The 25,396-nt window shown below is 58.6% G+C and carries 23 protein-coding genes; 2 read left to right on the forward strand and 21 right to left on the reverse strand.

Annotated features, from left to right (window positions below; genetic code table 11):
- Positions 1-22 precede the first annotated feature (22 nt).
- Genes NTY77_13810 through NTY77_13835 form a run of 6 tightly spaced genes read right to left on the reverse strand, consistent with a single transcriptional unit; the run spans position 23 to position 7,006 of the window.
- Positions 23-1,954, reverse strand: coding sequence for a radical SAM protein (locus NTY77_13810; protein ID MCX5796565.1), 1,932 nt, complete (start codon positions 1,952-1,954; stop codon positions 23-25).
- Complete coding sequence (locus NTY77_13815; protein ID MCX5796566.1) at positions 1,951-2,913, reverse strand: methyltransferase domain-containing protein; 963 nt, start codon at positions 2,911-2,913, stop codon at positions 1,951-1,953. The genes NTY77_13810 and NTY77_13815 overlap by 4 nt, the downstream gene beginning before the upstream one ends.
- Positions 2,910-3,764 (reverse strand): methyltransferase domain-containing protein, encoded by an 855-nt coding sequence (locus NTY77_13820; protein MCX5796567.1) that lies wholly within the window; start codon positions 3,762-3,764, stop codon positions 2,910-2,912. Before NTY77_13820 ends, NTY77_13815 begins: the two co-directional genes overlap by 4 nt.
- Positions 3,757-4,788, reverse strand: coding sequence for an NAD-dependent epimerase/dehydratase family protein (locus NTY77_13825; protein ID MCX5796568.1), 1,032 nt, complete (start codon positions 4,786-4,788; stop codon positions 3,757-3,759). Before NTY77_13825 ends, NTY77_13820 begins: the two co-directional genes overlap by 8 nt.
- On the reverse strand, positions 4,775-6,061 hold the full coding sequence (locus NTY77_13830; GenBank protein ID MCX5796569.1) for a glycosyltransferase: 1,287 nt from the start codon (positions 6,059-6,061) through the stop codon (positions 4,775-4,777). The genes NTY77_13825 and NTY77_13830 overlap by 14 nt, the downstream gene beginning before the upstream one ends.
- 36 nt (positions 6,062-6,097) lie before the next feature.
- Entirely contained in the window at positions 6,098-7,006 is a 909-nt protein-coding gene (locus tag NTY77_13835) for an SDR family oxidoreductase (protein MCX5796570.1), read from the reverse strand.
- Positions 7,007-7,176: 170 nt separating this feature from the next.
- On the opposite strand from NTY77_13835, the gene pseB reads away from it, so the two are divergent.
- Positions 7,177-8,247: a UDP-N-acetylglucosamine 4,6-dehydratase (inverting) gene (gene pseB, locus NTY77_13840; protein MCX5796571.1), complete on the forward strand. Its 1,071-nt coding sequence runs from the start codon at positions 7,177-7,179 to the stop codon at positions 8,245-8,247.
- Between the two features lie 52 nt (positions 8,248-8,299).
- Here pseB and NTY77_13845 read toward each other — a convergent pair whose 3' ends face one another.
- The 3 genes from NTY77_13845 to NTY77_13855 all read right to left on the reverse strand — a co-directional run bounded on the left by NTY77_13845 (position 8,300) and on the right by NTY77_13855 (position 12,245).
- Positions 8,300-9,337 (reverse strand): O-antigen ligase family protein, encoded by a 1,038-nt coding sequence (locus NTY77_13845; protein ID MCX5796572.1) that lies wholly within the window; start codon positions 9,335-9,337, stop codon positions 8,300-8,302.
- Between the two features lie 241 nt (positions 9,338-9,578).
- Positions 9,579-10,400 (reverse strand): hypothetical protein, encoded by an 822-nt coding sequence (locus NTY77_13850; protein ID MCX5796573.1) that lies wholly within the window; start codon positions 10,398-10,400, stop codon positions 9,579-9,581.
- Between the two features lie 30 nt (positions 10,401-10,430).
- On the reverse strand, positions 10,431-12,245 hold the full coding sequence (locus NTY77_13855) for an ABC transporter ATP-binding protein (GenBank protein ID MCX5796574.1): 1,815 nt from the start codon (positions 12,243-12,245) through the stop codon (positions 10,431-10,433).
- Positions 12,246-12,818: 573 nt separating this feature from the next.
- Here NTY77_13855 and NTY77_13860 point away from each other — a divergent pair.
- Positions 12,819-14,297: a hypothetical protein gene (locus tag NTY77_13860; protein ID MCX5796575.1), complete on the forward strand. Its 1,479-nt coding sequence runs from the start codon at positions 12,819-12,821 to the stop codon at positions 14,295-14,297.
- Here NTY77_13860 and NTY77_13865 read toward each other — a convergent pair.
- From NTY77_13865 to NTY77_13920, 12 genes are all read right to left on the reverse strand, one after another.
- Positions 14,277-15,029 carry a glycosyltransferase family 2 protein gene (locus NTY77_13865; GenBank protein ID MCX5796576.1) on the reverse strand — a complete coding sequence of 251 codons (753 nt, stop codon included), beginning with the start codon at positions 15,027-15,029 and terminating at the stop codon, positions 14,277-14,279. The two genes, NTY77_13860 and NTY77_13865, sit on opposite strands and share 21 nt — an antisense overlap.
- Entirely contained in the window at positions 15,026-16,153 is a 1,128-nt protein-coding gene (locus NTY77_13870) for a glycosyltransferase family 1 protein (GenBank protein MCX5796577.1), read from the reverse strand. Before NTY77_13870 ends, NTY77_13865 begins: the two co-directional genes overlap by 4 nt.
- A 77-nt stretch (positions 16,154-16,230) precedes the next feature.
- A complete protein-coding gene (locus NTY77_13875) occupies positions 16,231-17,220 on the reverse strand; it encodes a GDP-L-fucose synthase (protein MCX5796578.1) in 990 nt (329 codons plus the stop codon).
- Between the two features lie 160 nt (positions 17,221-17,380).
- Positions 17,381-18,772, reverse strand: a complete 1,392-nt coding sequence (locus NTY77_13880) for a radical SAM protein (GenBank protein ID MCX5796579.1) — start codon at positions 18,770-18,772, stop codon at positions 17,381-17,383.
- 16 nt (positions 18,773-18,788) lie between these two features.
- A complete protein-coding gene (locus tag NTY77_13885; GenBank protein ID MCX5796580.1) occupies positions 18,789-19,469 on the reverse strand; it encodes a PIG-L family deacetylase in 681 nt (226 codons plus the stop codon).
- Positions 19,466-20,137 (reverse strand): class I SAM-dependent methyltransferase, encoded by a 672-nt coding sequence (locus tag NTY77_13890; GenBank protein MCX5796581.1) that lies wholly within the window; start codon positions 20,135-20,137, stop codon positions 19,466-19,468. Before NTY77_13890 ends, NTY77_13885 begins: the two co-directional genes overlap by 4 nt.
- Before the next feature lie 13 nt (positions 20,138-20,150).
- Positions 20,151-20,903: a class I SAM-dependent methyltransferase gene (locus NTY77_13895; GenBank protein ID MCX5796582.1), complete on the reverse strand. Its 753-nt coding sequence runs from the start codon at positions 20,901-20,903 to the stop codon at positions 20,151-20,153.
- On the reverse strand, positions 20,900-21,625 hold the full coding sequence (locus NTY77_13900; GenBank protein MCX5796583.1) for a WbqC family protein: 726 nt from the start codon (positions 21,623-21,625) through the stop codon (positions 20,900-20,902). The genes NTY77_13895 and NTY77_13900 overlap by 4 nt, the downstream gene beginning before the upstream one ends.
- Before the next feature lies 1 nt (position 21,626).
- The gene (locus NTY77_13905) at positions 21,627-22,652 is read right to left on the reverse strand and encodes a DegT/DnrJ/EryC1/StrS family aminotransferase (protein ID MCX5796584.1); all 1,026 of its coding nucleotides are present in this window, start codon (positions 22,650-22,652) and stop codon (positions 21,627-21,629) included.
- Positions 22,642-23,340 carry a hypothetical protein gene (locus NTY77_13910; protein ID MCX5796585.1) on the reverse strand — a complete coding sequence of 233 codons (699 nt, stop codon included), beginning with the start codon at positions 23,338-23,340 and terminating at the stop codon, positions 22,642-22,644. The genes NTY77_13905 and NTY77_13910 overlap by 11 nt, the downstream gene beginning before the upstream one ends.
- A complete protein-coding gene (locus NTY77_13915; protein ID MCX5796586.1) occupies positions 23,337-24,383 on the reverse strand; it encodes an N-acetylneuraminate synthase family protein in 1,047 nt (348 codons plus the stop codon). Before NTY77_13915 ends, NTY77_13910 begins: the two co-directional genes overlap by 4 nt.
- Positions 24,380-25,396: a glycosyltransferase gene (locus tag NTY77_13920; GenBank protein MCX5796587.1), complete on the reverse strand. Its 1,017-nt coding sequence runs from the start codon at positions 25,394-25,396 to the stop codon at positions 24,380-24,382. The genes NTY77_13915 and NTY77_13920 overlap by 4 nt, the downstream gene beginning before the upstream one ends.

The following is a 25,396-nucleotide window of genomic DNA, read 5'->3' on the forward strand; positions in this document are numbered from 1 at the left end:
GGGGCCGCGGCTCGCCGGGGATCTAGAGTGGTCTCTTCTTGGTCGCGGCGACGGCCGAGAGCTTGTTGTCCAGCTCCTGCAGAGCCAACAGGATCACCACGAGCCGGCGGTCATGGGCGAAAGATATCCTGTCGAAGAGGCGCAGGACCAATCGTCGGACCCGGGTCCCGAGGTCGCGCCAGGGAGGGCCAGGCGGCGGCAACAGGGGCTTCTGGGTGGAACGGACCATGGCGGACCAGCGCTGCAGGTGCGCCGCGAGGGACCGGTCCAGAACGAACTGGTCGAGGGCGCCCCGGTCAGGCGCCAGCTCCTTCCAGGCGGGTCCGGCGGCCTCTTGGGCGCACAGGAAGCTCTCCGCGGCCCGGCCGACCTCTCCCGGCTCTCCTCCGAGGCGAGTCCGGAGCTCCAGGATCTCGCGCGCCAGCTCCAGCGTCTTGAGTTCGCTGCGGAAAGACTCTTCCAACAGGCCCAACGCGGCCCCCTCGTCGCCTAGGGCGCGGTGATACCGGCCTAGGAGCAGGTTCCGGTTGAGGGTCTTGGTGATCCCGAACAGGTTGGCGTAGCCCAGAGCCTCCGCCTCGGCGCAGAAGGCCTCGAACTTGCGCAGCCGGTCGGGGAAGGTGTTGCGGCCGTCTTTGGACGACCAGAACAGCTCTCCCAGAGAGACGTCCACGCCGAAGCGGTCCGGGTCGGCCATGACCGCGCTGCCCTCGGGGAAATAGCAGAAGTTGAGTGCCGGGTTTATGAGCAGGCGCCGGCGGTGCCGGCGCAGCTTCCGGATGAAGGACAGCTGCTCCTGGAAGTCGGCTTCGGTCTCTCCGGGCAGACCGAACATCATGTTGAGGCCGACCGTGATACCGGCTTTGGCTCCGCTGACCACCACAGCCTCGAAATCAGCGTCGAGGCAGGCATTTTTTCCCACGCTGCGCAGGAGCGTCTTGGCCGGAGTCTCCAGGCCGTAGCCGATGAGGGAGCAGCCGGCGCGCTTGAGCTTGCGATGGAGACGGTCATCCATCTCGCGGCGGATGACCGCGTTTTCAAGGTCGAATCCCACCTTCAGGCCGCTGGCTATGAGCAGGTCGCAGAAGGATTCCAGCTCCCGGATGTTGCCGTTGGAGACCGAATCGTGTATCCGGAAGAATTCAGTGCGCGGGTGGAGCTGGAGTTGGTGACGGATCTCGGCCAGCACTCGCGCGCCGGTGCGGCAGCGGAATTTCGGGAAGAACTGATTCTCGGTGCAGTAGCAGCAGTGGTTGATGCAGCCGCGTGAGAAGTAAGTGGGCAGGACGTTGTGGCCCGCGTAGAGGTCCAGCTCGAAGTCGGAGAAGTCGGGGAAGGGCAGGGAATCCAGCGGGCTGATGAGCTCCCGGGACGGGCCGGCCACGGGTTTGCCGTCCTCTCCCCGCTGAGCCACGCCGGCGATTGGGCGGGGCTCGCCGGCATCGGCCGCGAGCCATTCGGTCAGCGCGGCCTCGCCTTCGCCGAAGACCACCGCATCCGCCAGTCCCTCGCGCAGGAGTTCCCTCCAAGCCCGCGTGTAAGGCGCCACCTGGGGACCGCCGAAGACCAATCTGATCTCGGGAGCGACCTGCCGGAATTTGGCGGCCAGCAGACGGGCGGCCAGCAATGAAGAGCAGTGCGTCGATAGTCCTACGGCCCGGGGGTTCTGGGCGAGTATCGACTGCACGGAGGCGAGCAGCTCGTCCGCGTAATAGGCGAACATCCCTTCCATGAAGGAGGGGCTTTCCCAGGAGTTGTAGCCGTTGGCCGGAGCCCAGGTATCCGAGTAGGAGCTGCCGCGAAGGTTGTAGAGGATGATATTGAGGTCGAAGGTCCGGGCGCGCAGGCCCTGCCCTGTCAGATAGCTCTTGAGTTGGGCCAGGCCCAGGGGCGGATTCTGATTGGCCCAGCCGGGGGGCTGCACGAGGGCGATGTCGAGTCCGGGCTGATTCACTGCGCACCTCCGCGGCGGAGCTTCAAGGCCAGGCGCAGGGGCAGGCGCAGGGCCCAGAGCAGCAGGGCCGACGGGAAGCCCGGGACCCGGAGCAACGGCGCCGCGACGCCTTTGCGGGCGGTGGCGCGCAGGACGCGGACCCCGACCCGCGGCAGCAGTTCGAGCTGCAGGTCCACGAGGGTCAGGCCGTGGCGCGCCAGGAGCCCAGCCAGCGAACGACGGCTGAAGAAGACGTGATGGGTCAGGTCCACGGGCAGGTTGCTGCCCCTGTGGCGACGGAAGAAATACCAATCGAAGCAGGCCTCCATGTCATCAGGTATCTCGATGAAGAGGAAGCCCCCGTCGGCGACGAGCCGGGCGCAGTCGGCCACCACGGCGTTGGGATCCAGGCAGTGCTCCAGGACGTTGCAGAGGATGACCAGGTCGGCCTGGTCCCCGTCCGGGACCTGATGCGCGTAGCGCCGCTCTTTGATGATGGCGGGGTGACGGACCGGAGCCGCGATGGGGTCGTAGACTCGGCACGCCCGCCCGGCCGCGGCCAGTTCCACGAGGCGGAACCCATCGCGGCCGCCGATGTCGAAGACCTGGCGGATGGGACGGCCCCAGCGGGTCTCGAGACCCTGCGTGTAATCCGCCAGGTGTCGCGCGCATGCGGACAGGAACTCCTCGTCAGCGTAGACGAGTTCCGGGGAGTCCTTGAAGCGGCTTTCCAGAGCGTGGTAGGACTCATCATAGATGCGGCCGAGCTCGGCCTCGTCGAAGAAAAGGGCGCGGTAACCGGCGTGGCAGCCGCGGCAGAGCGCCAGGACTTCTTTCGGCCTCTCTTGGCGACCGATCTTGAGGAGGTATTCCTCATAGGAGGCCTTCATGAGGCCCGCGGCGCGGGCGAGGGCTACGGATTGCCGGATCTCCAGCAGCGGCGTTTCCGCGCAGACCGGACAGCGGGAGGAGTATCTCATGCCGCGGGAGGGCCTCCCGGCGCGGTCTTGCGCAGACAGGCGAGATAGTCGCTATGGCGCACCAGAGCGGTCCCCGCTCCGGTGAGGAAGCAGAACAAAGGGTAAAGGGCTCGCCCTGCCATGCTTATAGCCTTGCGCAGGACCTTGCGCGGCGCGGAATCGTGGTTCCACCGGCTGAGCAGGATATCATACTCGTGGCCGGCGCTGTCGCAAAGCAGGTCCGGCAGGCGCCAAGAGCGGGAGCAATAGCGGGCCCACGCCATCTCGAATCCCCAGCGTCCAGCCAGGCGCGCCAGGAGCAGAGGGTCGATCCAGCAGGTATGCTCCGGGTTCACCAAGAAGGAGCGCTTCCAGGCTACGTAATGGAATTCGCCCGCGAAGAAGGGGTTGGGGGTGGAGATGAGCAGGATGCCGCCGTCCGCCAGAAGGCGGTGGCAGTTAGCGAAGAAAGCTTCCAAGTTCCCCAGGTGCTCGACGAGGTCCCCGGCCACGACGACGTCGAAGACCTCCGTGATGGGGAGGGGGCGGGTGACGTCCCCGCAGATCATGTCATAGCCTTGCGCCCGCAGTTTCTCCACTTCACCGGCCAGATAGTCCACTCCCAGGACGCGCGCGGCCACGTCGCGGATCCGCCGGTGCAGCCAGAGAGGGTCCGAGACTGAGCAGCTCGCGTCGTGGCGCACGCAGCCCAGATCCAGGACTCGGCGCCCGCGGCAGAGCTGGGCGATGGCGTCCTCCCTATCAACGGGCCGGCTGCGGCGCATAGCCTGGGAGAAGGCGAAGCGGTCCTTGCAGGGAAGAGCCTCGGCCGGTCCGTCGCCACGGCCCAAGTCGACGCTCTCCTTACCCATGGCGTGCTGCCGCGGGCTTAGCCGAGAAACCATAGCGCTCGGCATGGGCTCTGTAGTGCTTGACGGTCCGGGCGATGCCTTCCTCGATGGGGACCAGGGGTTCCCAGGAGAGCTCCCGGCGTATCTTGCCGATGTTGGTGACGTAGTCGCCTGTCTCGACGAAATAACGGTCCTTCGGCCACGGAACGAACTGAACTTCCCCCTGCCCGACCGCGCGGACCACCAGTTCGGCCATGTCCTTGAAGGCGAGCCCTTTCCCCGAGCCGAGGTTGAAGACGTCGAAATGGATGTCCTTGGCTGCCGCGCCCACGAGCATGGCCCTGGCCAAGTCCTCCACGTAGATATAGTCCCTTTGCTGAAGGCCTTCACCGTAGACGGTGAGGGGTCGGCCTTCCAGGGCCAGACGGATGAACCAGTTGAGTATCCCGTATTTGCCGTGCTTCATCTGCTGGCGGGGGCCGTAAGGATTGGCTATCCGGAAGATGACGGCGTCTAGGCCATGTGCCCGCTGATAGAAATGATAGTACTTTTCTCCGTTGAGCTTATGCACCCCGTAGATGCTCAGGCAGTTGTACGGGTGGTTCTCGTCGACGGGATTGTACTCGATGTCTCCATAGACGAAGCGTGAGCTGGGAAAGATCAGTCGCGCCTTGGGGTTGTGCAGGCGGCAGGCTTCGAGCACCGTAAGATGCCCCCGGCAATTGACGTCCAGATCATAAAAGGGATCGACGTTGCTGTCGACATAGCTCACCTGGGCGGCCAGATTGAAGATGATGTCCTTGCCCTTGACTGCCTCGGACATCAGGGGCAGTTCGCGGATATCCCCATATACGAGGCGCACACGATCCTGGATGCCCTCCAGGTTGAAAGGGTTCGCCCCGAACAGGGGGGACATGGTATCGAGGATCGTCACCTGCGCGCCGGCCTCCACCGCATAGTGCGCGATCGTGCTGCCTATCATCCCGGTCCCGCCGGTGATGAGGATGTTGGCTCCCGCCAAGGCGCGTAAGTCATTTTTGGGCATGAGTCCCTCCGATTCCCGGCTCTTCCGTCAGGACTGCTTGGTACAATTCCTGATAACGTCGGGCGGCGAACTCGGCCCGGAAATGCTGCTCGAAACGCTCTTTCCCCGCTCGTCCCATGGCTTGGCTGCGGTCGGGGGATGAGAGCAAAGACGCGATGGCGGACGCCAGGCTCTGAGGATCTCCGGGCGGCACCAGCAGGCCGGTTCGTCCGTCCTCGACCTCCTCGACGATGCCTGCCACGGCCGACGCGACTACCGGTTTGCCCATTGCCATGGCATCCAGGACGATCAAGGGCATGTCTTCATGGCTGAGCGACGGCAGGACGAGCAGGTCGGCGGCATTGAGGATATGATCGGCGTCGTTCCGATACCCCAGGAATAGGAAATTGGCGCTCAAGCCGCACCTACGCGCCAGGGATTCGATGGCGCCCCGTTCCGGACCGTCCCCAATGAGGATGAGGCGCCACTCCGGCGGGAGCCTCCCGGCCTTTGCCAAGAGGTCGGCGGCCTCCACCAAGACGCGATGGCCCTTGCGCGGCTCGAAGAAGGCGGTCATGACCAGGACTGTCTGTCCGGGCGAGAGTCCAAGTTCCCGGCGGACCTCGGCGGTGGGTCTAAGCCCCTCCGGCCGGCGGATGCCGTTGGAAATGGTCAGGGTTCGGTCGGCCGGGAAGCCTCGGTGCACGAGTGCCTGCTTGGCAGCTTGCGAGGCCGTGACAAAGCGGCGGCAGGAACGCATGATGAGCCGGTCGACCCAGAGTTCCGGCCATTCCCAAGGCAGCCGCAAGGGGCGGGTGATGTTGTTGACCGTGAGGACGACGGCAGGGACGCGGGCCCAGGCGGCGGCGATAGCAGCCGCTCGGCAGCTCAGCGCCCCGGGGTATCCCCCGTTGTTGATGTGTACGAGGCGAGGCTTGCCGCGCGCGAACAGCTGGTAAAGCCGGAGGGTCTCCCAAGAGAGCAGAGGCCAATCGAGAAGACGGTAAAGGAGCTTGAAAAAAAGCCGGGCCGGCGCGAGAGGGAACGCTCGGTTCGCCGCCGCGAACCAGGCATCCCGATCCGGGAAGCGCACCGGCGTTTTGGCGAGGGGGACGCGCAACCGCCGCGCCAAGCCGCAGTCGAAGCGCTGGCTGCTGCGATAGATCAGCCGGCAATCAAATTCCTCCCGCAGATGCCCCTCTTGCAGGAAGTCGACCAGGAAGATATCGGCGCCCCCGAAGACCTGGCAGTCAGTGTAGAGCCAGAGCGTCGGTTTGACGGCGCGGTCAGGCATCGCTTCCCCTGCTTTCGTAGGCGAAGTTGAGCGGGCTCATGTCTTCACGCTCATGGATGCTCGCATCTGCCGCAGGCCATCATCGACGGCGAGCGGGGCAACCCCAAGCTCGCGTTCCATGCGCTGTGTCACAAAAGCCGTGTTCGGCGGCCGGGGCGCGATGTCCGGGAAAAAAGAGCTGTCCACCGGTCTAATGAGCGAGGCGTCGAGGCTGAAAGCCTTTGCGATCTTCCGGGCGAAATCGTAGCGGCTCACTGTGTCCTTGCCGGCCAGATGGAAGATGCCTCCCGGCCGATTGTTTATCACGGCCCAGAGGGCCCGGCCACACTGCCGGTTGTACAGCGGGTTCTCGTAGACATCGGTCACGATATGCACCGCTTCCCCGCGCATGAGCTTGTCGAATATCCAGGTCACGGTGTTGGGCCGGCTCACGATATGGTTCCAGCCGTACATGAGGATGGGGCGCACGATGCAGTAGTCGGTCAGGGTCTCGCGGACCAAGCGCTCGCATTCGACCTTGAGCAGGCCGTACTTGTTGACCGGGGAGACGGGGTCGGACTCCTTGTATGGAGGATTCTTGCCGTCGAAGACCGCGTTGGTGGAGACGTAAGCCAGATAGGTCCCGGATTTACGGCAGGCCGAAGTCACGTTGAGGGTGCCGACGATGTTGGATTCGAGGCTCTCCGCGTAGTGCTTCTCCACATAATCCACGCTGGCGATGCCGGCCGCGTGGATGACCGCGTCGAAACAGTGCTTGACGAAGAGCCGGTCCACGGCGCGCTTGTCGCGGATGTCGAGTACCAGGCACTTTGCGTGCGAGTCCTTGACCTCGTAGGCGCGCTGGTGCAGGCTCAGGATCCGCCACCCCGCAGGCATGGTTTCCTCCATGCCTTTGCCCAGGAGTCCGGTACCCCCGGTGATAAGGATAGTCTTCTTTTGGCTCATGGGTTTGCGGCCGCGCCATAGGGGCACGGCCCCCTAAATATGATGTTTAAGTATTGAACAAGATACAAGTTCTTGGTCCAAAAGTGTGACGTTTCGCAGCGATTCAAAATTCCCGCCACCAGAATGAAAGAAATTGCCTTTAAGGAAGGTCAGAATCATATAATATCCGCATGTTGAACGATTATCCTCGCAGCAAGAAGCACGGCTTGACCAAACCCATCTCGCTCTCCCCCGGCGATTTTGCCTGCCTGCGCGGCCGCACCGTCCTAGTCACCGGAGGCACCGGCTCTTTCGGGAAGCGGTTCGTGGAGACCGCGCTCCGGCATAGCCGCTTGCGCAAGCTCATCGTCTTTAGCCGCGATGAGCTCAAGCAGTCCGAGATGGCGGCCCGCTTCACGGACAAACGGCTGCGCTTCTTCATAGGGGACGTCAGGGACCTCCAGCGCCTGCAGCGCGCCTTCCACGGCGTGGATTTCGTGGTGCATGCCGCAGCCCTCAAGCAGGTCCCCACCCTGGAATATAATCCGTTTGAAGCGGTTCTCACCAACATCGTGGGGTCTGAAAACATCATCAACGCGGCCATCGACCAGAAAGTGCGCCGGGTCGTTGCCCTATCCACCGACAAAGCGGCTAACCCCGTCAACCTCTACGGCGCCACCAAGCTCTGCTCCGAGAAGCTCTTCATATCCGGCAACTCCTATGCCGGATCCACGGGGACCCTCTTTTCAGTGGTCCGCTACGGCAACGTGGTGGGCAGCCGCGGCAGCGTCGTCCCGCTGTTTCTCTCGCTGCGCCGGCAAGGAGTCCTGCCCGTCACGGACGCGCGCATGACCCGCTTCTGGATCACGCTGGACCAAGGGATACACCTCGTGCTCCGGGCGCTGGCCCGCATGCATGGCGGCGAGGTCTTCGTGCCGAAGATCCCCAGCATGCGCATCATGGACCTCGCCAAGGCCATCGCCCCGGAGTGCCGTACGCGCGTGGTCGGAGTGCGCCCCGGCGAGAAGATCCACGAGATACTGATTACCGAAGACGAGGCCGCCCGCTCCCTTGACCTGGGTGACATATTCGTGGTAAAACCCAACTTCCATTGGTGGGGTCCGGACAACTGGCGGGAAGGCACTGCCGTGCCGGCGGGCTTCCGCTACACCAGCGACGCCAACGACCGATGGCTGACCCCGCCGGAGATCCGCGCCCTGACCCTCCCTGCGGATGGGGACCGCGAACCCGCCCCCGCATAAGCATCCGCATCCAGATCATCGACGGTATTTCTTCCATCCAGTCGGCCGCCTCTCAAGATCCAGGGGCATCGGCTGCCTTTTCCAATACTTTTCGACTATCTCCAAGTATGAATCCTAGTAATACATAAAACGCGATCCCGAAGGGAAGGTATCTTATGGATTCATTGAACAGACCATAGGCGAGGGTCGCTATCAAGCCTATCGCGATAATCGTGCGCATTCTTCCGGAGATTGTGAGAGGATCCGATTTCGCGGCTACATAAAATGGCGCGAAGATCTGGAATGCGAATAGCAGCAACCCGACAAACCCTCTGCGAACAAAAACATCAAAATACTCGCTATGTGCAGACATGTTGGCGTATGTCACTCCGTCGACAATGAGCGGTCTCATGGTGTGGCCGATGCCGACCTCACCCTGTCCGAATATTGGGACCAACCAGTCGTTCTTGGACATGGCATAGATTTCATTGTAGATGGCCAACCTTACATTGGCCGAATGGTCTCGGCGAATCCCAGCTTGGTCTCCGCGGATTGCAGAACTGACTATTCCTGTCACTCTTCCCGGATTAATAACAAATAACCCGCAATATTTCGCCATTGATAAAAAAAGCCCGCCAATCAAATAAAAAGATAGGACCTGCAAACGTATTTTTTTACTCTTTTCGAAATATAGTAATAAAACAAGAAATACCATTAAACAGAGATATGCCGAGCGCGTCGTGGAGAGGATGAGAAGACAAATCGATATCAGCCCAAGAGCGTTCGCTGCCAATACGCGCGCTCGGCTCTGCCGCGGCTCCATAAAACAAATAGCGATGACGGCCGTGGCGAATATGAGCAATGAATTTCGCTGGGTTATTGCCACTCTTATGTTATCGTGGAATACTTCCGATACTCCCCGCAGCTCCGAGAACATGTAGAGCCATGAGCCCATGAAGAAGCCATTCATGAAGAATATGGAGGTTTCCTGATTCTCCGAAGATGCGCGGCCGATAAAGTATGAAACCAGGAAAAAGAGCGTCACGGCTACAGAGACGACGCGATCGTGGGTAAAGCCGGAACCCAGAATCTCGTGGATGATGGCATTCAACAAGCAATAGCCGAAATACACAATGATCACATAGTCGAATCTATTTAGTTTCAACCGAAGCCGGGATAAGAGGAAAACCAACAGAATGGGATAAAAAACAACCGGAAGCACCGGAAAATACGAATTCTGGAACCCAATGTATATTGGGATCAGTGGGATAAGGCCAGAAATGAACGCTGAAATCAATGGCAGGATACTTGTGCTCGACTCTTGGAGCAGAATGTTTTACAGGGCAATGGGTTCAAAACACCGAAAGCGGTCTTGGACTAGTAGCTATGTTCTCAAGCTTGACTCTATCAACGATCTCGGTATTCTCGCGGAAGTTCGGCTCCATGCCAGTCAGGTCCCTGTAGGTCATGGAATCCATCGTTTCACTGCCGCCATCCAACGTAACAGTGACAAGATCGATGTTCCGCTTGGCATAATTTATGAACTCCCGGCAAAAGTATTTGTTTCTGTCATCAATGGCACCCACCCCTTTTTCATAAAAATGCCCCCCTTTTGACGGGGAATGGGTGTAGTCCTGGCCCACAAGATAGGCCTTCTTGAACCCCAGATAGATCGCCAAAGAGATCTGGAATGTGAATGAGCCCCGATGCGAGTCTTCACGATCCCTGAATGGGTTCTTCTCTTCAAAGGGAGGCTTATAGAAACGGCTGACGAAAATGGCGTTCGAAAAGCGAGCCACTGGATAATTTGAAAAATTAATGAAAAAAGTCTTTCTAGGATTCTGAATGATGAACTTGCGATATTCGATGGGAAGAATATGCCTGACGATCCGCCGCTTACCGTCTTCCATCCGATAGGGGCAGACCGGCCAAAACCAGAAAGGCTCGACGAGGGCGCAATACGGGGAATTAAGCGCACTGATCTCCTTATGATAGATCACAAAACTCCCCACGATCGAGGGCCGATCGGCGAACTGGCGCAGATCCATCCACTTCAAAGAAACGCCATCGCCAAAAATATAGCACTCCTGCCCCGCATGCCTCTGATAAAGCCCATCAAGTTTGGAGAGCTGCCCATGCATGACGCGAGTGAGCAGTTTCTTAAATAAGTCCATCTATTTGTTTCCCTTAAGTTGGCCGGGGCATCATGCTTCCGAACTCTTTAAGTCCTTGGCGCCGAATCCGCTCTTCAAGAAATGCTCATAAGAGCCTTGCGCGATGATCCGCCCACGCTCCAACTGGAAAATCGTATCGCAATTCTGCAGGGTGGAGAACCGGTGCGCGATGATCAGGACAGTCAGGTCTTTGTTGAGATTCTCTATGGCATCAATCACCGCCTTCTCGGTGACGCTGTCCAGAGCGCTGGTGGCTTCGTCGAAAATCAGCACGGTCGCCTGCTTGTACAGCGCCCTGGCGATGCCGATGCGCTGACGCTGCCCGCCGCTGAGGCGGATGCCGCGTTCGCCTACCAATGCGTCATATCCCCCGGGCCGGCCTTCGATGAATGCCGAGATCTGCGCTTGAGCGGCGGCATCCCTGACGCGAGCCTTATCCACTTCTTGCGGCGGCACGCCGAAGGCTATGTTCTCGGCGATGCTGGTGTCAGCCAGGAAGATGCTTTGCGGCACGTGGGCGATGGCGCTCTGCCAGGCCCGCCGGAGCTCTTCGCCTATCAGTTGCCCGTCTACCAAAATCCTCCCCTGCGTAGGCTCAAGCAAGGACATCAGCAAGTCCAGAGCAGTGCTCTTGCCGCTGCCGGTGCTGCCGACAAAGCCGACCCGCGCTCCTTTGCGTATAGTCAGATTGATTCCGTCCAGCACCCAAGGGCCGTCTTCGCCATAACGGAAGCGCACATTATCGAAACTGATGGCTTCATGGAAGTCCAGCGGCGCAGGCGCCGGCAAATACGCGTCTTTCGGCAGCGGCTGATCGAGCAGATCAAGCACATCGCTCATTGAAGAATGGGCCCCGGCGACTGCAGACCAATTGCCGTACAACTGCTGCAATAGCGGGAGCAGGCGCTGCGCCCCAAGCGCCATCGCCGCCATCACCGGCAGGGCTCCCCCCATCCCCCCCGGCCTGCGGCTCAAGACATAGGACAAGACAGATATCAGCACCATGCCCAAAGCTTCTATGGCGTAGCGGGGGAATTGATTCATGTAGACATTCTCGCCGGTGGCCCGCTGCAGCTGTTGGATGGCTTTCCGGTAGACATCACAGTAAACTGCCTGGGCGCCGTCCAGAAGCACATCACGAATAGCGCCAAGCCCTTCCTGCAATGCTTTGACCACCTGCGTCTGTTCTTGCGCGATGCACCGGCTGTTGCGCGCCAGCCGGTGGCGTATCTGCCAGGCGATGACGCCATACCCCGCGCCGAACATGACGACCGCCGCGGTAGCGATCAATGGGTCGATAGCGAACAATGTCAACAGGATTGCCGCGAACAGCACCCCTGAGGTGACTATGCTCACTAAAGACAGCAGCACGGACGTAGCGGTCGCGACCTTCTGCGTGATCCCGCTGATGATCTCGCTGCTGTTGCGGGCCACATGCACGCGATAGGGTTGATAAAGCGTCCGCCGGTAGACCTCGAGGCTGAGGTCCGCGCCGGTAGCGTTTGCCAGCCGGATACTCACCCATAACACCACCAGACGTAGTCCCGCGGCGAAGACAGCCGCCGCTGCGAATGCCACGGTCAGCGGCAGCACCAAGTCCGCCGCAGCAGTGATTCCCAACGCCTTGGCGGCGCCAGAGATCACAGGGGAGTTGAACACTTTTTCCGGCTGAGTGAGGATGCCTATGAATGGCAGCACCGCCCCGAGACTGACGACCTCGGCGAATGCGTCGGCTAAAGTCAAACCCAGCATCAGCAGGAACTGCGACCGCCGGCGACTGCTGATGTGTTCAAAAAGACGGACTAGCAACCCGGGGAGGCTTGTCGTGGGGACTTGATAATCCATCATCAGCTGCTACGCGCTCACGGTCGTTCTGACCGCTGTGAGCAACCCATGTACACCGCTCAGGGGCTCCGGACGCAGGGATACGTTGATGGCCACGATCTTCAGCATACCAGGCGAAAGTCGATAGGTAGACAATGGTACCTTATTTGAGTAGAATGTTCAATAAATGAACACAGGGGCGGCCCATCACCGGTGCGACCGCTCGCTGACCGCCAGATGAAGAACGCCCTGATACTGCACTCCGTGGCGGAGGCAGAATTCTGCCTCGAGAATGGCCTCATCAAGGAAGACCTTTTATTCACCACTCACCCGAGCGTGTCCATCCACCTCCAGGAACTCCATGGGATTGAGTGCCGGTGCCTGAGCCACTTCTTGACGGACTCGGATATCCGCAGCCAAGTCGAGCAGTGTTCGGATATGACCGATCGGATGTTGGTCTCTTTGGACGAGAAGGCGGCGCCCTTTCTGAATGGCAGGTTTGGATTACGGATGAGATACTTCATGCCGCTCTACTCCTTTCTCGGGAGATATCATCTCTTGAGTCAGACCTGCATCCGATTGGCGCTCGCAAGGATGGTCGAACAACATGGCGTGGGCACGATACGCTTCGGCAATCCCCGGCTCGATAGCTTCTTGAGGACGACCTGCGATTTGCAGGGCCTGATTGCCGGGCTGTTCCCGAGCATCGAGATCGAGGTCATAGACTATCCGGCCCAGGCCGGTTTCCCCGCCCATCTCCAGCGAGCCCTACGACTGCTCCGGAAGGCACGCCGCTGGGGGACCGTAAAAGAGGCTCTCGCGGCCCGCATGGAGATACTCCTTTGCTCCTGGAGATGCCGGCGCCCGGTCAAGGAAAGGAAGAACATACTCCTGTTCGAGCCGCTCTACCATCTAGGCTTCCTGCGCGAGTCCCTGAGCGGTTACAATCTGATTTACTATCGGGACGCCGAAAGCCCCTACCCCGAGGGACTGCGCGGGAGCATCCCCGAACCCAGGCTGGACTGGAACCCTGCTGAGCTGGAGGCGCTGTTGCCGAGGACCGCGGACCGGGAATTGGAGACCGCGGCGTTGTCCGCCATCCGGGAGGATTTCACGGGACGCATCGCGCAGTGTTTGAGAACCGTCCTGTTCCTCAAGGAAGTCAACGCCCGCTATCCGATTTCTCTCGGAATATGGGGGAATAGCATGGGCTTCCAAAAGTACCTGGTCTTCGAGTACCTTCGCTCCTCGGGGATCAAGGTGCTCGGAACCCAGCACGGGAACTGCTACGTCGACCAGATCTCTCCCTGGAATTTCGCATGTGATTTCGATAGATGCAGCCATTTCATCAGTTGGGGCTTCACAGAGGACGATCTCGCGCGGGCCTACCCGCGGGCAGAACCTCGCCCGAAGATCTTCCCGCTCGGACGAGCCCTGCCGGCGAAGAGGGCCGCCGCCAAGCGCCGCATCGACATCGTCTTCCCGCTGACCTTCACCCAGCCCATGCTCGCCGGCGGCTGCGCGACGAGTCGGCCGGACGCCTTGGCGGACAATCAGGTCCGAATCCTTGAGTACCTGAACTCCCTGGAAGGCTTAAGCATATACGTCAAGCCCTTCCCCTTCCCGAACCCCGGCAACTGCGCGATATTGCCCGTGCTCAAGAGGCTGCCCAACCTGCGGGTCATCGACGACATCAGTTTCACGCGATTCCTCGAAGAGTATTCTCCGCGGATCGTGATCGTCGAGTTCCCTGCCTCGCCCCTATACGACGTCCGGCACCTGGACGCCGAGATCTTTCTGATGCCCGACGCGATGAACCCCTTCGAGACCCAAGCCCTCTCGGAATTGAAGGAACGCGTCCACTATTGCGAAAGCGTAGAGGAGCTGGCCTCCCAACTCGGCCTCTTCCTCAAGGGCCGGCTGGAGCCGCGGCAGGACCCGACCTTCTTCGACCACTACATGCGCCAGGGCGACCCCCGGAAAGCCATCCTGGGGCTCATCGACTCTCTCGCGGGCCGACCCGGCGGCGAGATTATGGGAACAAAGACCTGCTCATTTCGGTCTGGCAAATAGCTGCATACATTTTGTGAAAAATCTTGAATAGATTTTGAACCTATTCGTCGCTATCCCATTCTCAGCGCAGGCTCTCAGCATCTCCCGATTCGATACCATATTGCTGTAAAAACTTCGGGTGCTCACGCCCCCGGTGCGCATCTTGATGATCACTTCAGGCAAGTAGTGATATCTGATGCCGTGTTTGACCAGAAGCCGGGCCATTAGATCGAAATCGGCCGCAATCTTGTAGTCGGTTTTGAAGAGGCCCCACTTCAGGTAGCACTCTCTTCTTACAAAAAACGTAGGATGGGGTGGCGTCCAACCAGCGGCGAATTTGTCCAGAGTGAAGTCGGCGCCGCTGTAGTATCTGACGATTTTATCAGGCTTGTCCGGCCGGACATACACGAGGTCAGCGAAGAGCGCGTCTATCGCTAAAGTGTCAAAGGCTGCCGCCACTTTCTCGATGACGCGGTCGTCGACATAGAAATCGTCCGAGTTCAGTATCCCTACGACGTCACCGGTAGCCAGGGCTATCCCCTTGTTCATTGCGTCATAAATCCCCTTATCCGGTTCGGACACAATACGAGCGCCGCGAGCAGATCTATTGATCAGTTCCAAGGTCCCATCAGTTGAGCCGCCGTCTATGATGATATACTCCAGGTCAGACCAGGTTTGGCCCAGAACGCTCTTGATGCAATCTTCGATGGTATGAACATTGTTATAAACCACCGTGATTATTGAGATCTTCATGCGATCGCCTGGCTCAGGATTTGGACGGTTTTTTCGGCCGCCACATCCCAGGAGAATTGTCCTGCCCGCACCAGCGTCCGCCGCCGAATCTCGTCTTTTTCTTCTGAGCTGCGCTGCAAGACGAGTTCGATTGCCGCCGCCAGGCCACAGGAATCCCCCGGCTTGTAGCAAACGGCTTGGCCACCGAAAATCTCCGGCAAAGGGGGATTGTCCGCGGCGATGCACTGGCAGCCATGGGCCAACGCCTCCAGAGCGATGTTGGGACAGGCTTCGACCTTGCTGGTCATGACGAAGGCCGAACAATGCGCATAACACCACGCCATCCCTGCGCTGTCCAGGTCGCCGGCCCAGCACACGCTGGATCCTAATCTGCTCTCATGCGCGCGACGTCGGAGATCTGCGAAATACGGCATCATCTCCTTTCTCGCCGATCCTCCGATTACAAGCTTGACGGGCTGCGCAGTGCGTACAGCGAGCTCTTCAAGCGCCCCCAGCAAATCCTCCAGGCCTCGATAACGCTCGATTGACCCAGCTGTAAATATGAAATGTCCCGGCTGACACTGAGCAAGGACCGGCGGCTGCACAGCTGTTTCCTGCGAAGATCTCGCGCCGAAATAAACAACGGAGATCTTATCCGGAGCGATCTCCCACCGGTCCACCATATATTCTTTGACAAAATGCGATACTGCAATCACCTTGTCCGCCTTTCTTGCCGCTAGTTTCGTTTCAAGATACTGAGCCGCCCGCCGCAGTCTTTCCCAGGGCCCGATTCCGCGCATGGGTACAAGCGGCCCCATGTTCTGGACCATGGTCACAGATGGGACGTCCCCGAACTTCACCCATCTGGAGGCAGGCACAAACAGGACATCCGGAGAAAATTGCCGCAGACTTTTCTCAAGCGCCGAGTTGGGGGCATGCCATCCGGCCCGGAACGTCCCGCAATCCGCGAAACTCACTTTTTGCAGCGGCGGGAACCATTTCGGCACTTGCAAGGAGGCTGGAGATGCACAGAGTACGGAGTCCACACTGGCATGGCCAGCCAAACGAGGCAGCATGTTGACCAGATATTTGCGATACCCTCCACACATGCCGCCACCGGTCAGGTTGATGAGGGCAATCCGCATTGGTGGAATTCTGGCGCGGGCTTAGTTCGGGCGCTCTTGCCCCGCGCGGGGCAAGAGCGATTCGCCAGCTGGGGCTGTCATCGCGGAAGGGCCAGGGCTTCCTGGTACCACCGGATGGTCCGGGATAGCCCGTCTTCCAGCGAGGTCTGCGCCGTCCAGCCGAAAGCCTCTCTGGCGCGCGAGGTGTCCAGGCAACGGCGCGGCTGGCCGTCCGGCTTGCTGGCATCCCAGACGAATTCCCCCTCAAAACCGACGACCCTCTTGATCAGATTCGCCAGCTCCTTAATGGATATCTCGCTCCCGGAGCCCAGGTTGACCGGCTCTCCGCAATCGTAGAACTCCCCCGCCAGGACCAAGGCCTCAGCCGCGTCCCCGACGTAGAGGAACTCCCGCGTGGCCTTGCCGCTGCCCCACAAGGTCACCGTGGGCCGCCCGGCGGCCTTCGCCTCCAGGCATTTCCGTATCAGGGCGGGTATGACGTGCGAGGATTCCAGGTCGGAATTGTCGTGAGGGCCGTAAAGATTGACGGGAAGGAGATAGATGGCATTGAAGCCGTATTGGCTCCGATAAGCTTGGGCCTGGACCAACAAGGCCTTCTTGGCTATGCCATAAGGGGCATTGGTCTCCTCTGGATAGCCGTCCCAAAGGTTCGCCTCCCGGAAAGGAACCGGGGTGAATTTGGGATACGCGCAGACAGTCCCCACCTGGACGAATTTATCCACGCCCACCCGGCGCGCCGCCTCCATGAGTAGGGCCCCCATCATGAGGTTATCGTAAAAAAAACTCCCAGGGTTGGCCCGATTGGCCCCTATGCCTCCGACCCGAGCCGCCAGATGAAAGACCGTCTGGCAAGGGAAATCCCGGAACACCCGCTGTACGACGTCAGGGAGTCGGAGGTCGTATTCGCGACTCCTGGGGACGAACACCTCGGCGCCAAGAGTGGCCAACCTTTCCACGACTTGGCGGCCCAGGAACCCGGCACCCCCGGTGACCAGAACGCGCCGTTTGCTCCAGTAAGCGGGACTGTTCCGGGGAATCTGGCCGGTGATTGAGGCCTTTCTAGGCATGGGGAAATACTGCGTGCTTCGTCGCTATTGTATCAAATGTATATCCCAGGACAGCACGGCGGCCGACAAGTCTCCGGCGACGATGACTCCAGCGCAAATGACAAACGGTTGGTCTCTCGGGATTGCGGACTGATTGCAGCAACACCGCCGCATTCATCGACTACTTGCGCTCTTGGAGCTTGGCGGTCGCGGGCTTTTGGAAGGTTACCGTTTTGAAAACCGACTCAAGCTTAAGCCCCTGCCTTTTGGCCAACGCCTCCAATTTCCTGGTCACAGTTTCAACGAACTCCACATCGGACATGTTGGTCAGGTTCACATGGAAATCCTGCCGGTCGCCGATCCTCGATAGATATTCCACTTCGTCGGCTATCCGGCCGGCCTTCTTCGCCCATTCATAGATTGGGGTCCCAGGCTGAGGCAGCAGGAACCCCACACTGGGATAGATATCGCACTCTTCACAGATATCGAGGGTGAGTTGGATGGTCTCCGGGGTTTCCTGGGGATACCCGAAAATGACGCTGGCAAGGGGGACGACATCCCCCTTCCATAGCACCTTTGCCTGCTCGATGAACTGGTCGACGCTCATCTTCTTTCCCATCGCAGCCAGGATCTCCGGGCTCCCGTTTTCCAGGGCAAACCCGATATGATTGCAGCCGGATTCCTTCATGGCTCTTATCAAATCCAAATGCTCTGCACGGAACAACCCCGCCCGGGCGTCCGCCCCCCATTGAATCTTGAAATCCAGGGCCTTTATCGCCTTCACCCTGGATTCAACACTCTTTAAGGTGGGGAACGTCAATTCATCCCAAAATGCGACGAAGTCACACCGGTACCTGTCGTGCAGTCTTTTGATTTCCCCGACAATGGCCGGCTCCGAATACCTTCGGTATTTCTGACCCAGAAAAACGTGGTAGCAGAAGGTGCATTGAAAAGGGCACCCGCGCGCCGAATTCAACGGAAAAGACACCACCTTGTCCCCGGAGAAGGAATTGGAATTGACATCGGAGTATCGGGCGTATTTCTCTAGGTTGAATATATCCCAGTCAGGAAATCCGATGGTGTCCAAATCCGGGATGATGGCGCGCTTGCCCGTGAAATTGATCTTGCCGTCCTTCTTGAAAGCAATCCCCTTGACCTCAGAGATAGGCATGCGCCGTTCCAGAGCTCTCAACAAATCCACAATCGTGATATCGGCCTCGCCCAAAACCGCAATATCCACCTCCGTGTTCGTCAACAGCAGCTCCGGGATCGAGGTCGCTGCGGAATTGCCGCAGATGATGGTCGCATCAGGCCGGATCCGCCTTATCATCCGCGAGATCTGATCGACGTATCTGTACCCGGTGACGATGCACCCGAATGCGTACACATCGTAATCCTCTCGACCCAACATGGCCTCCAACCCGTCCACGGAGATGTTGTCGACAGCCATGTCAAACAGGCCGAACTCAAGACCTTGCTTTTTGACGGCGGTAAGGACATATCCCAGCCCGACCGGCAAGTGCTGCCTCTTGGCCTCAGGCCTTAACGCGATGTTGATGAAGGCGATCTTCATTTTGTTCCTCAGGAGATCAGCGCAGCACCCTGATGGCCTGGAAAGCTTCCGCGTAAACAGTCCCGGTCTTGAACCCCCAGGTGGACGCGCAAGCCTTGATCCCATCCAAGGATCTCGGATGCGGGGGCTCCCTCAATTCAGCCGAGTATTCCCGCATGGCCGCGAGCTTCTGCTTCATGGTCGCCGCGATGTCGTAGAAAACCTCGGGACAGAATGTGCAGGGATAAGCCCACTCGGTCGAAGATTGGACCTCAAAGGAATACAGTTCCCTCACCGGTTCGCTCGCAATGGGCCTCGTGGCGGTAAGGACCGCCTCGTAGGTCACCCGATGGTCGATGTTCAAATCCCCCGCATGGTGCGTGAACAGCAACTGCGGTTCGACCTCGGCCTTGACCTTCTCTATGGCCTTCACAATGTCCAGCAATGGCACTGTATCGAAACGGTTGTCCGGGAAGTCGAACGAGAAGCCCCTCTTGATGCCCAGGATTCGATTCGCATTCAAGGTCTGCTTCTTCAAATCTGATATTTCCCGAATCCTCTTGCTTCTGTGCCTGCGTTCATCCCTTGAGGTCGCGCCTTCGCCGAGAATCAGGCAGAAGGCCTCGTGTCCTTCCTTGACCAAGCGCGCAATCGTCCCCCCGCACCCGAGGACCTGATCATCCGGATGCGCCGCCACGACAAGTATTCTTCTGCTCACGCCGCCTCCTTCACTGCCACGAAATTCCAGCTCGCGAACACGTGCTCATCATGAGGGATTTCCTTCCTGACGACCTTGTGCTCCATGACCCGGATCCGAAAACCGGAGAAAAGATCCACTATGTGTTTTTTATCGGAAAAATGGACGCAGCCTACGCCGGCGAATTGACCTTCCGCTATCCCGAAGCGTGTGTATTCGTCCTCCTGATGGGTCCCCTTCCGCGAGTCCGAATGCTGGGTCGAAAACCAATCGATCCCGATGAACTTCCCCCCTGGATTCAAGCGGGCGAGAATCATCTTCAAGGCGTTCTTGATCCCGGAAGTGGTCGCGTGGGTCAGCGACGAGCGGTCGACGATCAAATCGAACGAGCCCTCGAAAGGAATCTCCGCCGTAAAATCGCCCGTGACGATCCTGGCCTTGTAGTCGGGGAAGGCCTCCCAAAGTTTCCTGACAATGAATTCGCTACCTTCTATCGCGTAGTAGTCGACACCAAGATGCCGGAAGAAGGGGATATTGGCGCCCGCTCCACACCCCAACTCCAGGACCTTGAAGGAAGCGCCCTTGGGGGCAGCGTAGCGCCTCACGTAGGAAACCAAGTCCGACCAAGGCCAGATGCTCATCTGGGTGTTCTCCCGATACCGGTCGTCCCACTCCTTCGAGAAACCCATGTCCCCTTTCTCCCTATTCGATTACGCAATAACTTCGGCATGGCTCGAAGGGGAGCTTTTGCAGACGGAACTTATTGATTCCCAAGGTCGCGGCCAGCGCCTCCGTCTCTCCCGGCCACTGAGGGTTATTAAGTTCGTCGAAAGCGATGATACCGCCTTTGGGGATCATGGGAAGAATCATCTGGAGAGCCTTCTTCGTGGGCTCATGGATGTCGAGGTCAAAATAGGCCAGGGAGACCACGAGGTGGCGGTTCTCTTTGAGGAACCGAGGCAAGGTCTCGTTGATGTCTCCTTTTACGAAGGAGATCTTCTCGACGTGATTTAGGAAACGGTTCTTATCGAACAGGGCGACATTCTCCGCCAATTCTTGGTCAAATCCCTTGGTGGTGTAGAAATCGCCCTTCTTCGGGCCGGTCTTCGAGCCGTGAATTGCGTCTTTCTCGCTGACCTCTGGGAAGCCTTCGAAGGTGTCGAATCCAATGATCCTGCGTTGATAGTTATAGGGCTCCAGAATCGCACTGAGTTGCGCGAACGAGAAGGCCCCACCTCCTCGGAAGACACCAAATTCCAGGATAGAACCATGAACGTCGAGGACCTTCTGAAAAATCTCGTACTTGTAGAGGAAGGTCGCCAGAGCCTGGCGGCTCACGAACCGGGGGAAATTGGCCAGCTTGTCCGTGAGAGAACCACTCGCCCTGTTGAAAAAAACATCCATCCCTTTAGCGTAGTCCAGTTCCTGGCTTGTCCTGTTGATGGTTTTGTTCATTGGCCCTCCCAGATGTCCGGCAATTCGCACTTGGCGATGTTCCCACTCATCAAGATATCAAAACTGCTGTCGCCGCAATTGAACAACAGGTCGATGATGCTCATATATGGGACGAAGTCGCCGTGCAGTTGAGGATAAACGGGGTGCTTGTAGTCTTGGAAGTAGATCTTGATGCCCGCAGGGGAGAACTCGTCCTCCTTAGCGTAATCCTTGCCAAGGATCCCGAAGATGTACAGGTCCGCGTGCATCTTTCTGCACATATCTAGGACGAGGCCGGATTTATGGCCCTCGAAGTGGAGATCCGAAGCCTTGTGGAAATGGGCCTTGATTCCCAGCTCCTTTAGGAACCACTTCAGCATTGCCTCGTTTAAATCCGTCAGATATTTCCAGTCGGTCCTATAAACCTCCTCGAAGTAATCAGCGTACCTGCTGAAGTAGGGGGCCTTCTTGTAGTTCAGATGGATCGACTTCCAGTGCTTTCTCCGCCAATCTGATGAATTGTCAATCTCAATTTCACGTATGGGCTTCTCTCGATGTCCGGTTGATAGGACCGGGACTGTGAGCCATATCGGGCCACTCGCAGTCTTGATCTGGTTCCTGCTGTTCCAGTCCCTTTTCAGGTATTGGACATCATCAAAACTGCAGAATGCATCGCTGAGGGCAATCTTGTGGAACAACCCGAGCCAAGGCAGATAGACCGGCTGATGGGCAGTAAGAATCATGTCAGTTCTTTCCAATCGCCGCGATGACTCGCTCGACCGCCTCGTCCGGCAGTGACGGATAGATTGGCAAAGAGACCGTCATCCTGGTCAGTCCCAGAGCTTTAGGAAGCGAATCAGGCCGGCCAAGCAGTTCCCAGTCATTGATCGGCACGATGGCTCCGATGCCGACTTCCTCGAGGGATTTTAATGTCCTCTCAGGAGACTCGGTCTTCAGCACCGCTCGGTATCTGGCAGGAGACAGACGCTGGGGACCCCGAGATGGCACATCCAGCAGTTCCATCCCAGAACGCCTATACTTGTCGAAAATCCGGGCCCTTGCATCCAGAAATCCGGGGAGCCTGCTCAACTGCACCCTTCCGATGGCCGCCTGCAAATCCGTCATCTGAAAATTGAACCGAGCCTTGGCATCTCGCCGGCAGTCGAATTGACGGTAGTCCCTGACGGCATCGGCCAACGTGCGGGTCTTTGAAACAATCATCCCACCTTGTCCCCCGCTGGTGATGAGCTTGGTCGCATAGAATGAAAATATCCCGATTTCTCCGCGCAATCCGACCGGCGCACCGTCCACGGATGCCCCTAAAGCCTGGGCGCAGTCTTCAATGACCGGAATTTTTACAACTGAGACATCCGCTGGCAAACCATACATATGCGCAATGATGGCGATGTCCGCGGTGATGGAGTTGATGGCTTTCACATCGATGTTGGGGGAACCATCGGCGATGTCTGCAATCACCTCATGCCCCCCCGCCATGGCCGTAGCATGCCGCAACGCCGAGCAGCAATAGGCGGGGAAGAGGATCTTCTTGCCCCGGGCATCCAGAACCCACAACGCCAAGAACAAAGCTGCGGTGCCGCTCGACAAGGCCACAGCATGCCCGGCCGGCAATCCCAGGAACGCGCAAAACTCATCCTCTAATGCCTCGACTTCCTTGCCCTGTGCCACCCAACCGGACTCCAACACTCTGGCGGCAGCGCATGACTCTTCCGTGCCCAGGGTCGGCCTGTTATGAGGAATATCAATCATCATGATGACTTGTGGGTTGCCCGGGATAGAATGTGATTTCTAGGTCGTCCGGAAATTCGGGACGCACTGCCGGCTCCGCACGGAGATTGAATGTGGTCTCGCCGCAGACCAGAAAGGCAGGATGTCTTTTTTCGCATGCCCGCAGCAGCTTGATGACATCCCGCACTTTCATATCCGGGCGGAGCCTGTTGTCTGCTGGGGTCCTCCGGGGGCGGTAAGTGCCTCGGCCCGTCTGTTTCATCCCGGTGATGGGCCTACCGACGAATCGGTCAAGGATCGCCCTCATCAATCTGGCGGTAATCTCGATATCCCAAACTCTCAGGATGTCCGCTGTATAGCCGTCCTTCATACCGAACTTGGCTTTCACAACGATATCTCCGGCATCGATCTCATCCGATGCCAGCATCCCTGACACGGTGTAATGCTCCAGTCCTTCCATGATTGTGTGGAAAATGGGCGCCCAACCCTTCCCGCTCGGAAGATCCGAGCTGTGGAACACGACGACGTTAGTGTTTTTGGTGAGGTTTGGGATCTTCTTCCGATAGCACCAGGGCACTATCAAGTCATACTCCGCCCGATTCTCCGGTAGAATATCCCCGATCGAAATGACCGCATCGCCCAGATACCTCTTCAGCGTATCGCTAAAGGTGTATTCATCGAGCGTATTCAGCAATATAAAGACCTTTCTCATGCGCCGATGGGGCTCCCTTTTGCATAGACCCGTCTTGCACGTTTCCCAATCAGTGATTCGAAACGGTTCGGAAGAAGCCCCCTCCCTCCGGGAATCCGCCGCATCCCGATGTTCTCGTCGCAAAATGCCTCCCCCCCCGAGATATCCTTCAGGGCCACGACAATTCGTTGGAACTCTCGCTTATTGGCCCTTTCAGTTTTCGTGGGCTTGACGATGCCGTCTCCCAGCATCGAGAAGGAATCTCGGATCGCCTTGACCCACACGGCAAGGCCCTGCTGGTCCGCGGAGAACCAATGGTCGGGCCCGGGCAGGTCGTGGTCCAAGGTAAAATGCTTCTCTAGGAAGCAGGCGCCCAGCGCGACGGCCAGGGAGGACGCCAGAGGACCTTGGGTGTGGTCAGAATAACCTATCAGGATCCTCGGGAAAGCCTTTGCCAGCGTCCGAATCCGTAGCAGGTTGGCGTCGCAAAGAGGCGTCGGATATTGTGATGTGCAAACCAAGAGTATCGTGGGACATCCCCTCATCGCCCCCACCGCGTCCAAGGATTGCCGGACCTCCGCCATATCCGACATCCCGCAAGACAGGATGATAGGCAGGCCGGTTTTGGCATAGGTTTTGAGCAGCGGGATATTCGTAAAATCGTCCGACCCGACCTTGATGGCTTTCACTCCGAGCCCCAGAAGAACACCGAGGTCAGAAGGATTCTGGGGTGTAGACAAGAACATGATGCCTGCCGCGTCGCATTCCCTCTTGAGCGCTTTCCATTGACCCACCGAGAATTCGTATCTCTTGAACATCTTTAACATGGACTCGGTGACCTTCCGGCCCTGAGAACGATAGGTAAACATCTGCCGAGGGTCGGCGACGAACTCCTCGGCCTTGAAGGTCTGGAACTTGATGGCATCGGCGCCCGCCTTCTTTGCTACCCAGATCATTCGGAAGGCCTTTGCAAGCTCGCCGTTATGATTGATGCCGGCTTCGGCGACGACAAAGGGCATCCCATAATTGGCGATCATGAACCTGCCAATCTTGACGCCACTCATGACGGCAGCCCCTGGGCGCGCGTCCGCGCGAGAGACAGCAGTCGGTTGACCAACCGACGGGCACCTTCACCGTCCATGGACCCCCTCCCAATCCGATTTCTTTCCGATCTGCTCGTCTGGCTCTGCAAAAGTTGAAACCCGGTCAAAACGGACTTGGCTAAACCTGCATCTACGCAACGGCCCGCATAGAAGATGAACCCCGTCTTCTCCCAGCCCCGAACATTGTTGAGTTGGTTATCGGCCTCGGCGATAGCGATGGTCGGAAGCCCCACTCTGGCTAGTTCATACAGAGTCTGTCCGCCGGATGAAATCGCCAGATCCGAGACAAGCATGAGTTCCCTCATCCCGTCCGCGTCAGGAGTGTGGTAGAACTCGGTGTTCGGGTCGCCAGCCCTCTCGATCTCGGATATGTTCTTGAACCACTTGCCGATGACGACTCTCTTGCGGGCATCCGGAGCGTGTTCCGCCAAGCATCCCAGGGTCATGGGCGTCAGACCGGCCGAATCCGACCCGCCAAAGGTGACCATGATGTTCCGGACCTGCTCCCTGGGGCGCAAGGGCGGGACTTCCCAGAACTCGTGGCGCAGGGGGAAATACCGGACTCCCAGCAGATACTCGACATCGCGGCGTTGCGGGTAATCCAGTCCCTCCGCTAGGATGGCCCCGTTGACCACCACGCCGGCGGGATAGCTGAGACGCAGGCAATCATCAAGATAGACCGGTAGCCGCGCCATTCGCGAGACATCGGTATAGAAACCCGGGCCCGCCAGATAGGAATCAATCAAGGCGATATCCGCATCCTCAAGCGACTGCGCGAGTTGTTCCGGCCCATGCAGCCAATCCTGCACTCGGAAACCATCATCTTCCGCCATGCGGGACAACTCCTTATCCCCATTGACTATCAGTTCCGGAGTCACTCCCTGCTCCGCGAAGGCCGCACGAATCGCCATGCAGCGACTGACATGCCCAAATCCGATGTCTCCTCCACCCTCGGTGATGATGAGCACCTTCAT

The organism is Elusimicrobiota bacterium, from assembly GCA_026388095.1.
Taxonomy (GTDB): domain Bacteria; phylum Elusimicrobiota; class Elusimicrobia; order UBA1565; family UBA9628; genus UBA9628.

Coding starts and splice junctions, on each gene's coding strand:
- NTY77_13815 (MCX5796566.1), bottom strand. CDS start 2,913: ATGAGATACTCCTCCCGCTGTCCGGTCTGCGCGGAAACGCCGCTGCTG.
- NTY77_13870 (MCX5796577.1), bottom strand. CDS start 16,153: ATGCGGATTGCCCTCATCAACCTGACCGGTGGCGGCATGTGTGGAGGG.
- NTY77_13825 (MCX5796568.1), bottom strand. CDS start 4,788: ATGCCCAAAAATGACTTACGCGCCTTGGCGGGAGCCAACATCCTCATC.
- NTY77_13910 (MCX5796585.1), bottom strand. CDS start 23,340: ATGAGAAAGGTCTTTATATTGCTGAATACGCTCGATGAATACACCTTT.
- NTY77_13865 (MCX5796576.1), bottom strand. CDS start 15,029: ATGAAGATCTCAATAATCACGGTGGTTTATAACAATGTTCATACCATC.
- NTY77_13900 (MCX5796583.1), bottom strand. CDS start 21,625: ATGATTCTTACTGCCCATCAGCCGGTCTATCTGCCTTGGCTCGGGTTG.
- pseB (MCX5796571.1), top strand. CDS start 7,177: ATGTTGAACGATTATCCTCGCAGCAAGAAGCACGGCTTGACCAAACCC.
- NTY77_13905 (MCX5796584.1), bottom strand. CDS start 22,652: ATGATGATTGATATTCCTCATAACAGGCCGACCCTGGGCACGGAAGAG.
- NTY77_13830 (MCX5796569.1), bottom strand. CDS start 6,061: ATGCCTGACCGCGCCGTCAAACCGACGCTCTGGCTCTACACTGACTGC.
- NTY77_13890 (MCX5796581.1), bottom strand. CDS start 20,137: ATGGGTTTCTCGAAGGAGTGGGACGACCGGTATCGGGAGAACACCCAG.
- NTY77_13915 (MCX5796586.1), bottom strand. CDS start 24,383: ATGAGTGGCGTCAAGATTGGCAGGTTCATGATCGCCAATTATGGGATG.
- NTY77_13850 (MCX5796573.1), bottom strand. CDS start 10,400: ATGGACTTATTTAAGAAACTGCTCACTCGCGTCATGCATGGGCAGCTC.
- NTY77_13855 (MCX5796574.1), bottom strand. CDS start 12,245: ATGGATTATCAAGTCCCCACGACAAGCCTCCCCGGGTTGCTAGTCCGT.
- NTY77_13880 (MCX5796579.1), bottom strand. CDS start 18,772: ATGAAGATCGCCTTCATCAACATCGCGTTAAGGCCTGAGGCCAAGAGG.
- NTY77_13835 (MCX5796570.1), bottom strand. CDS start 7,006: ATGAGCCAAAAGAAGACTATCCTTATCACCGGGGGTACCGGACTCCTG.
- NTY77_13860 (MCX5796575.1), top strand. CDS start 12,819: ATGGTCGAACAACATGGCGTGGGCACGATACGCTTCGGCAATCCCCGG.
- NTY77_13920 (MCX5796587.1), bottom strand. CDS start 25,396: ATGAAGGTGCTCATCATCACCGAGGGTGGAGGAGACATCGGATTTGGG.
- NTY77_13895 (MCX5796582.1), bottom strand. CDS start 20,903: ATGAACAAAACCATCAACAGGACAAGCCAGGAACTGGACTACGCTAAA.
- NTY77_13820 (MCX5796567.1), bottom strand. CDS start 3,764: ATGGGTAAGGAGAGCGTCGACTTGGGCCGTGGCGACGGACCGGCCGAG.
- NTY77_13875 (MCX5796578.1), bottom strand. CDS start 17,220: ATGCCTAGAAAGGCCTCAATCACCGGCCAGATTCCCCGGAACAGTCCC.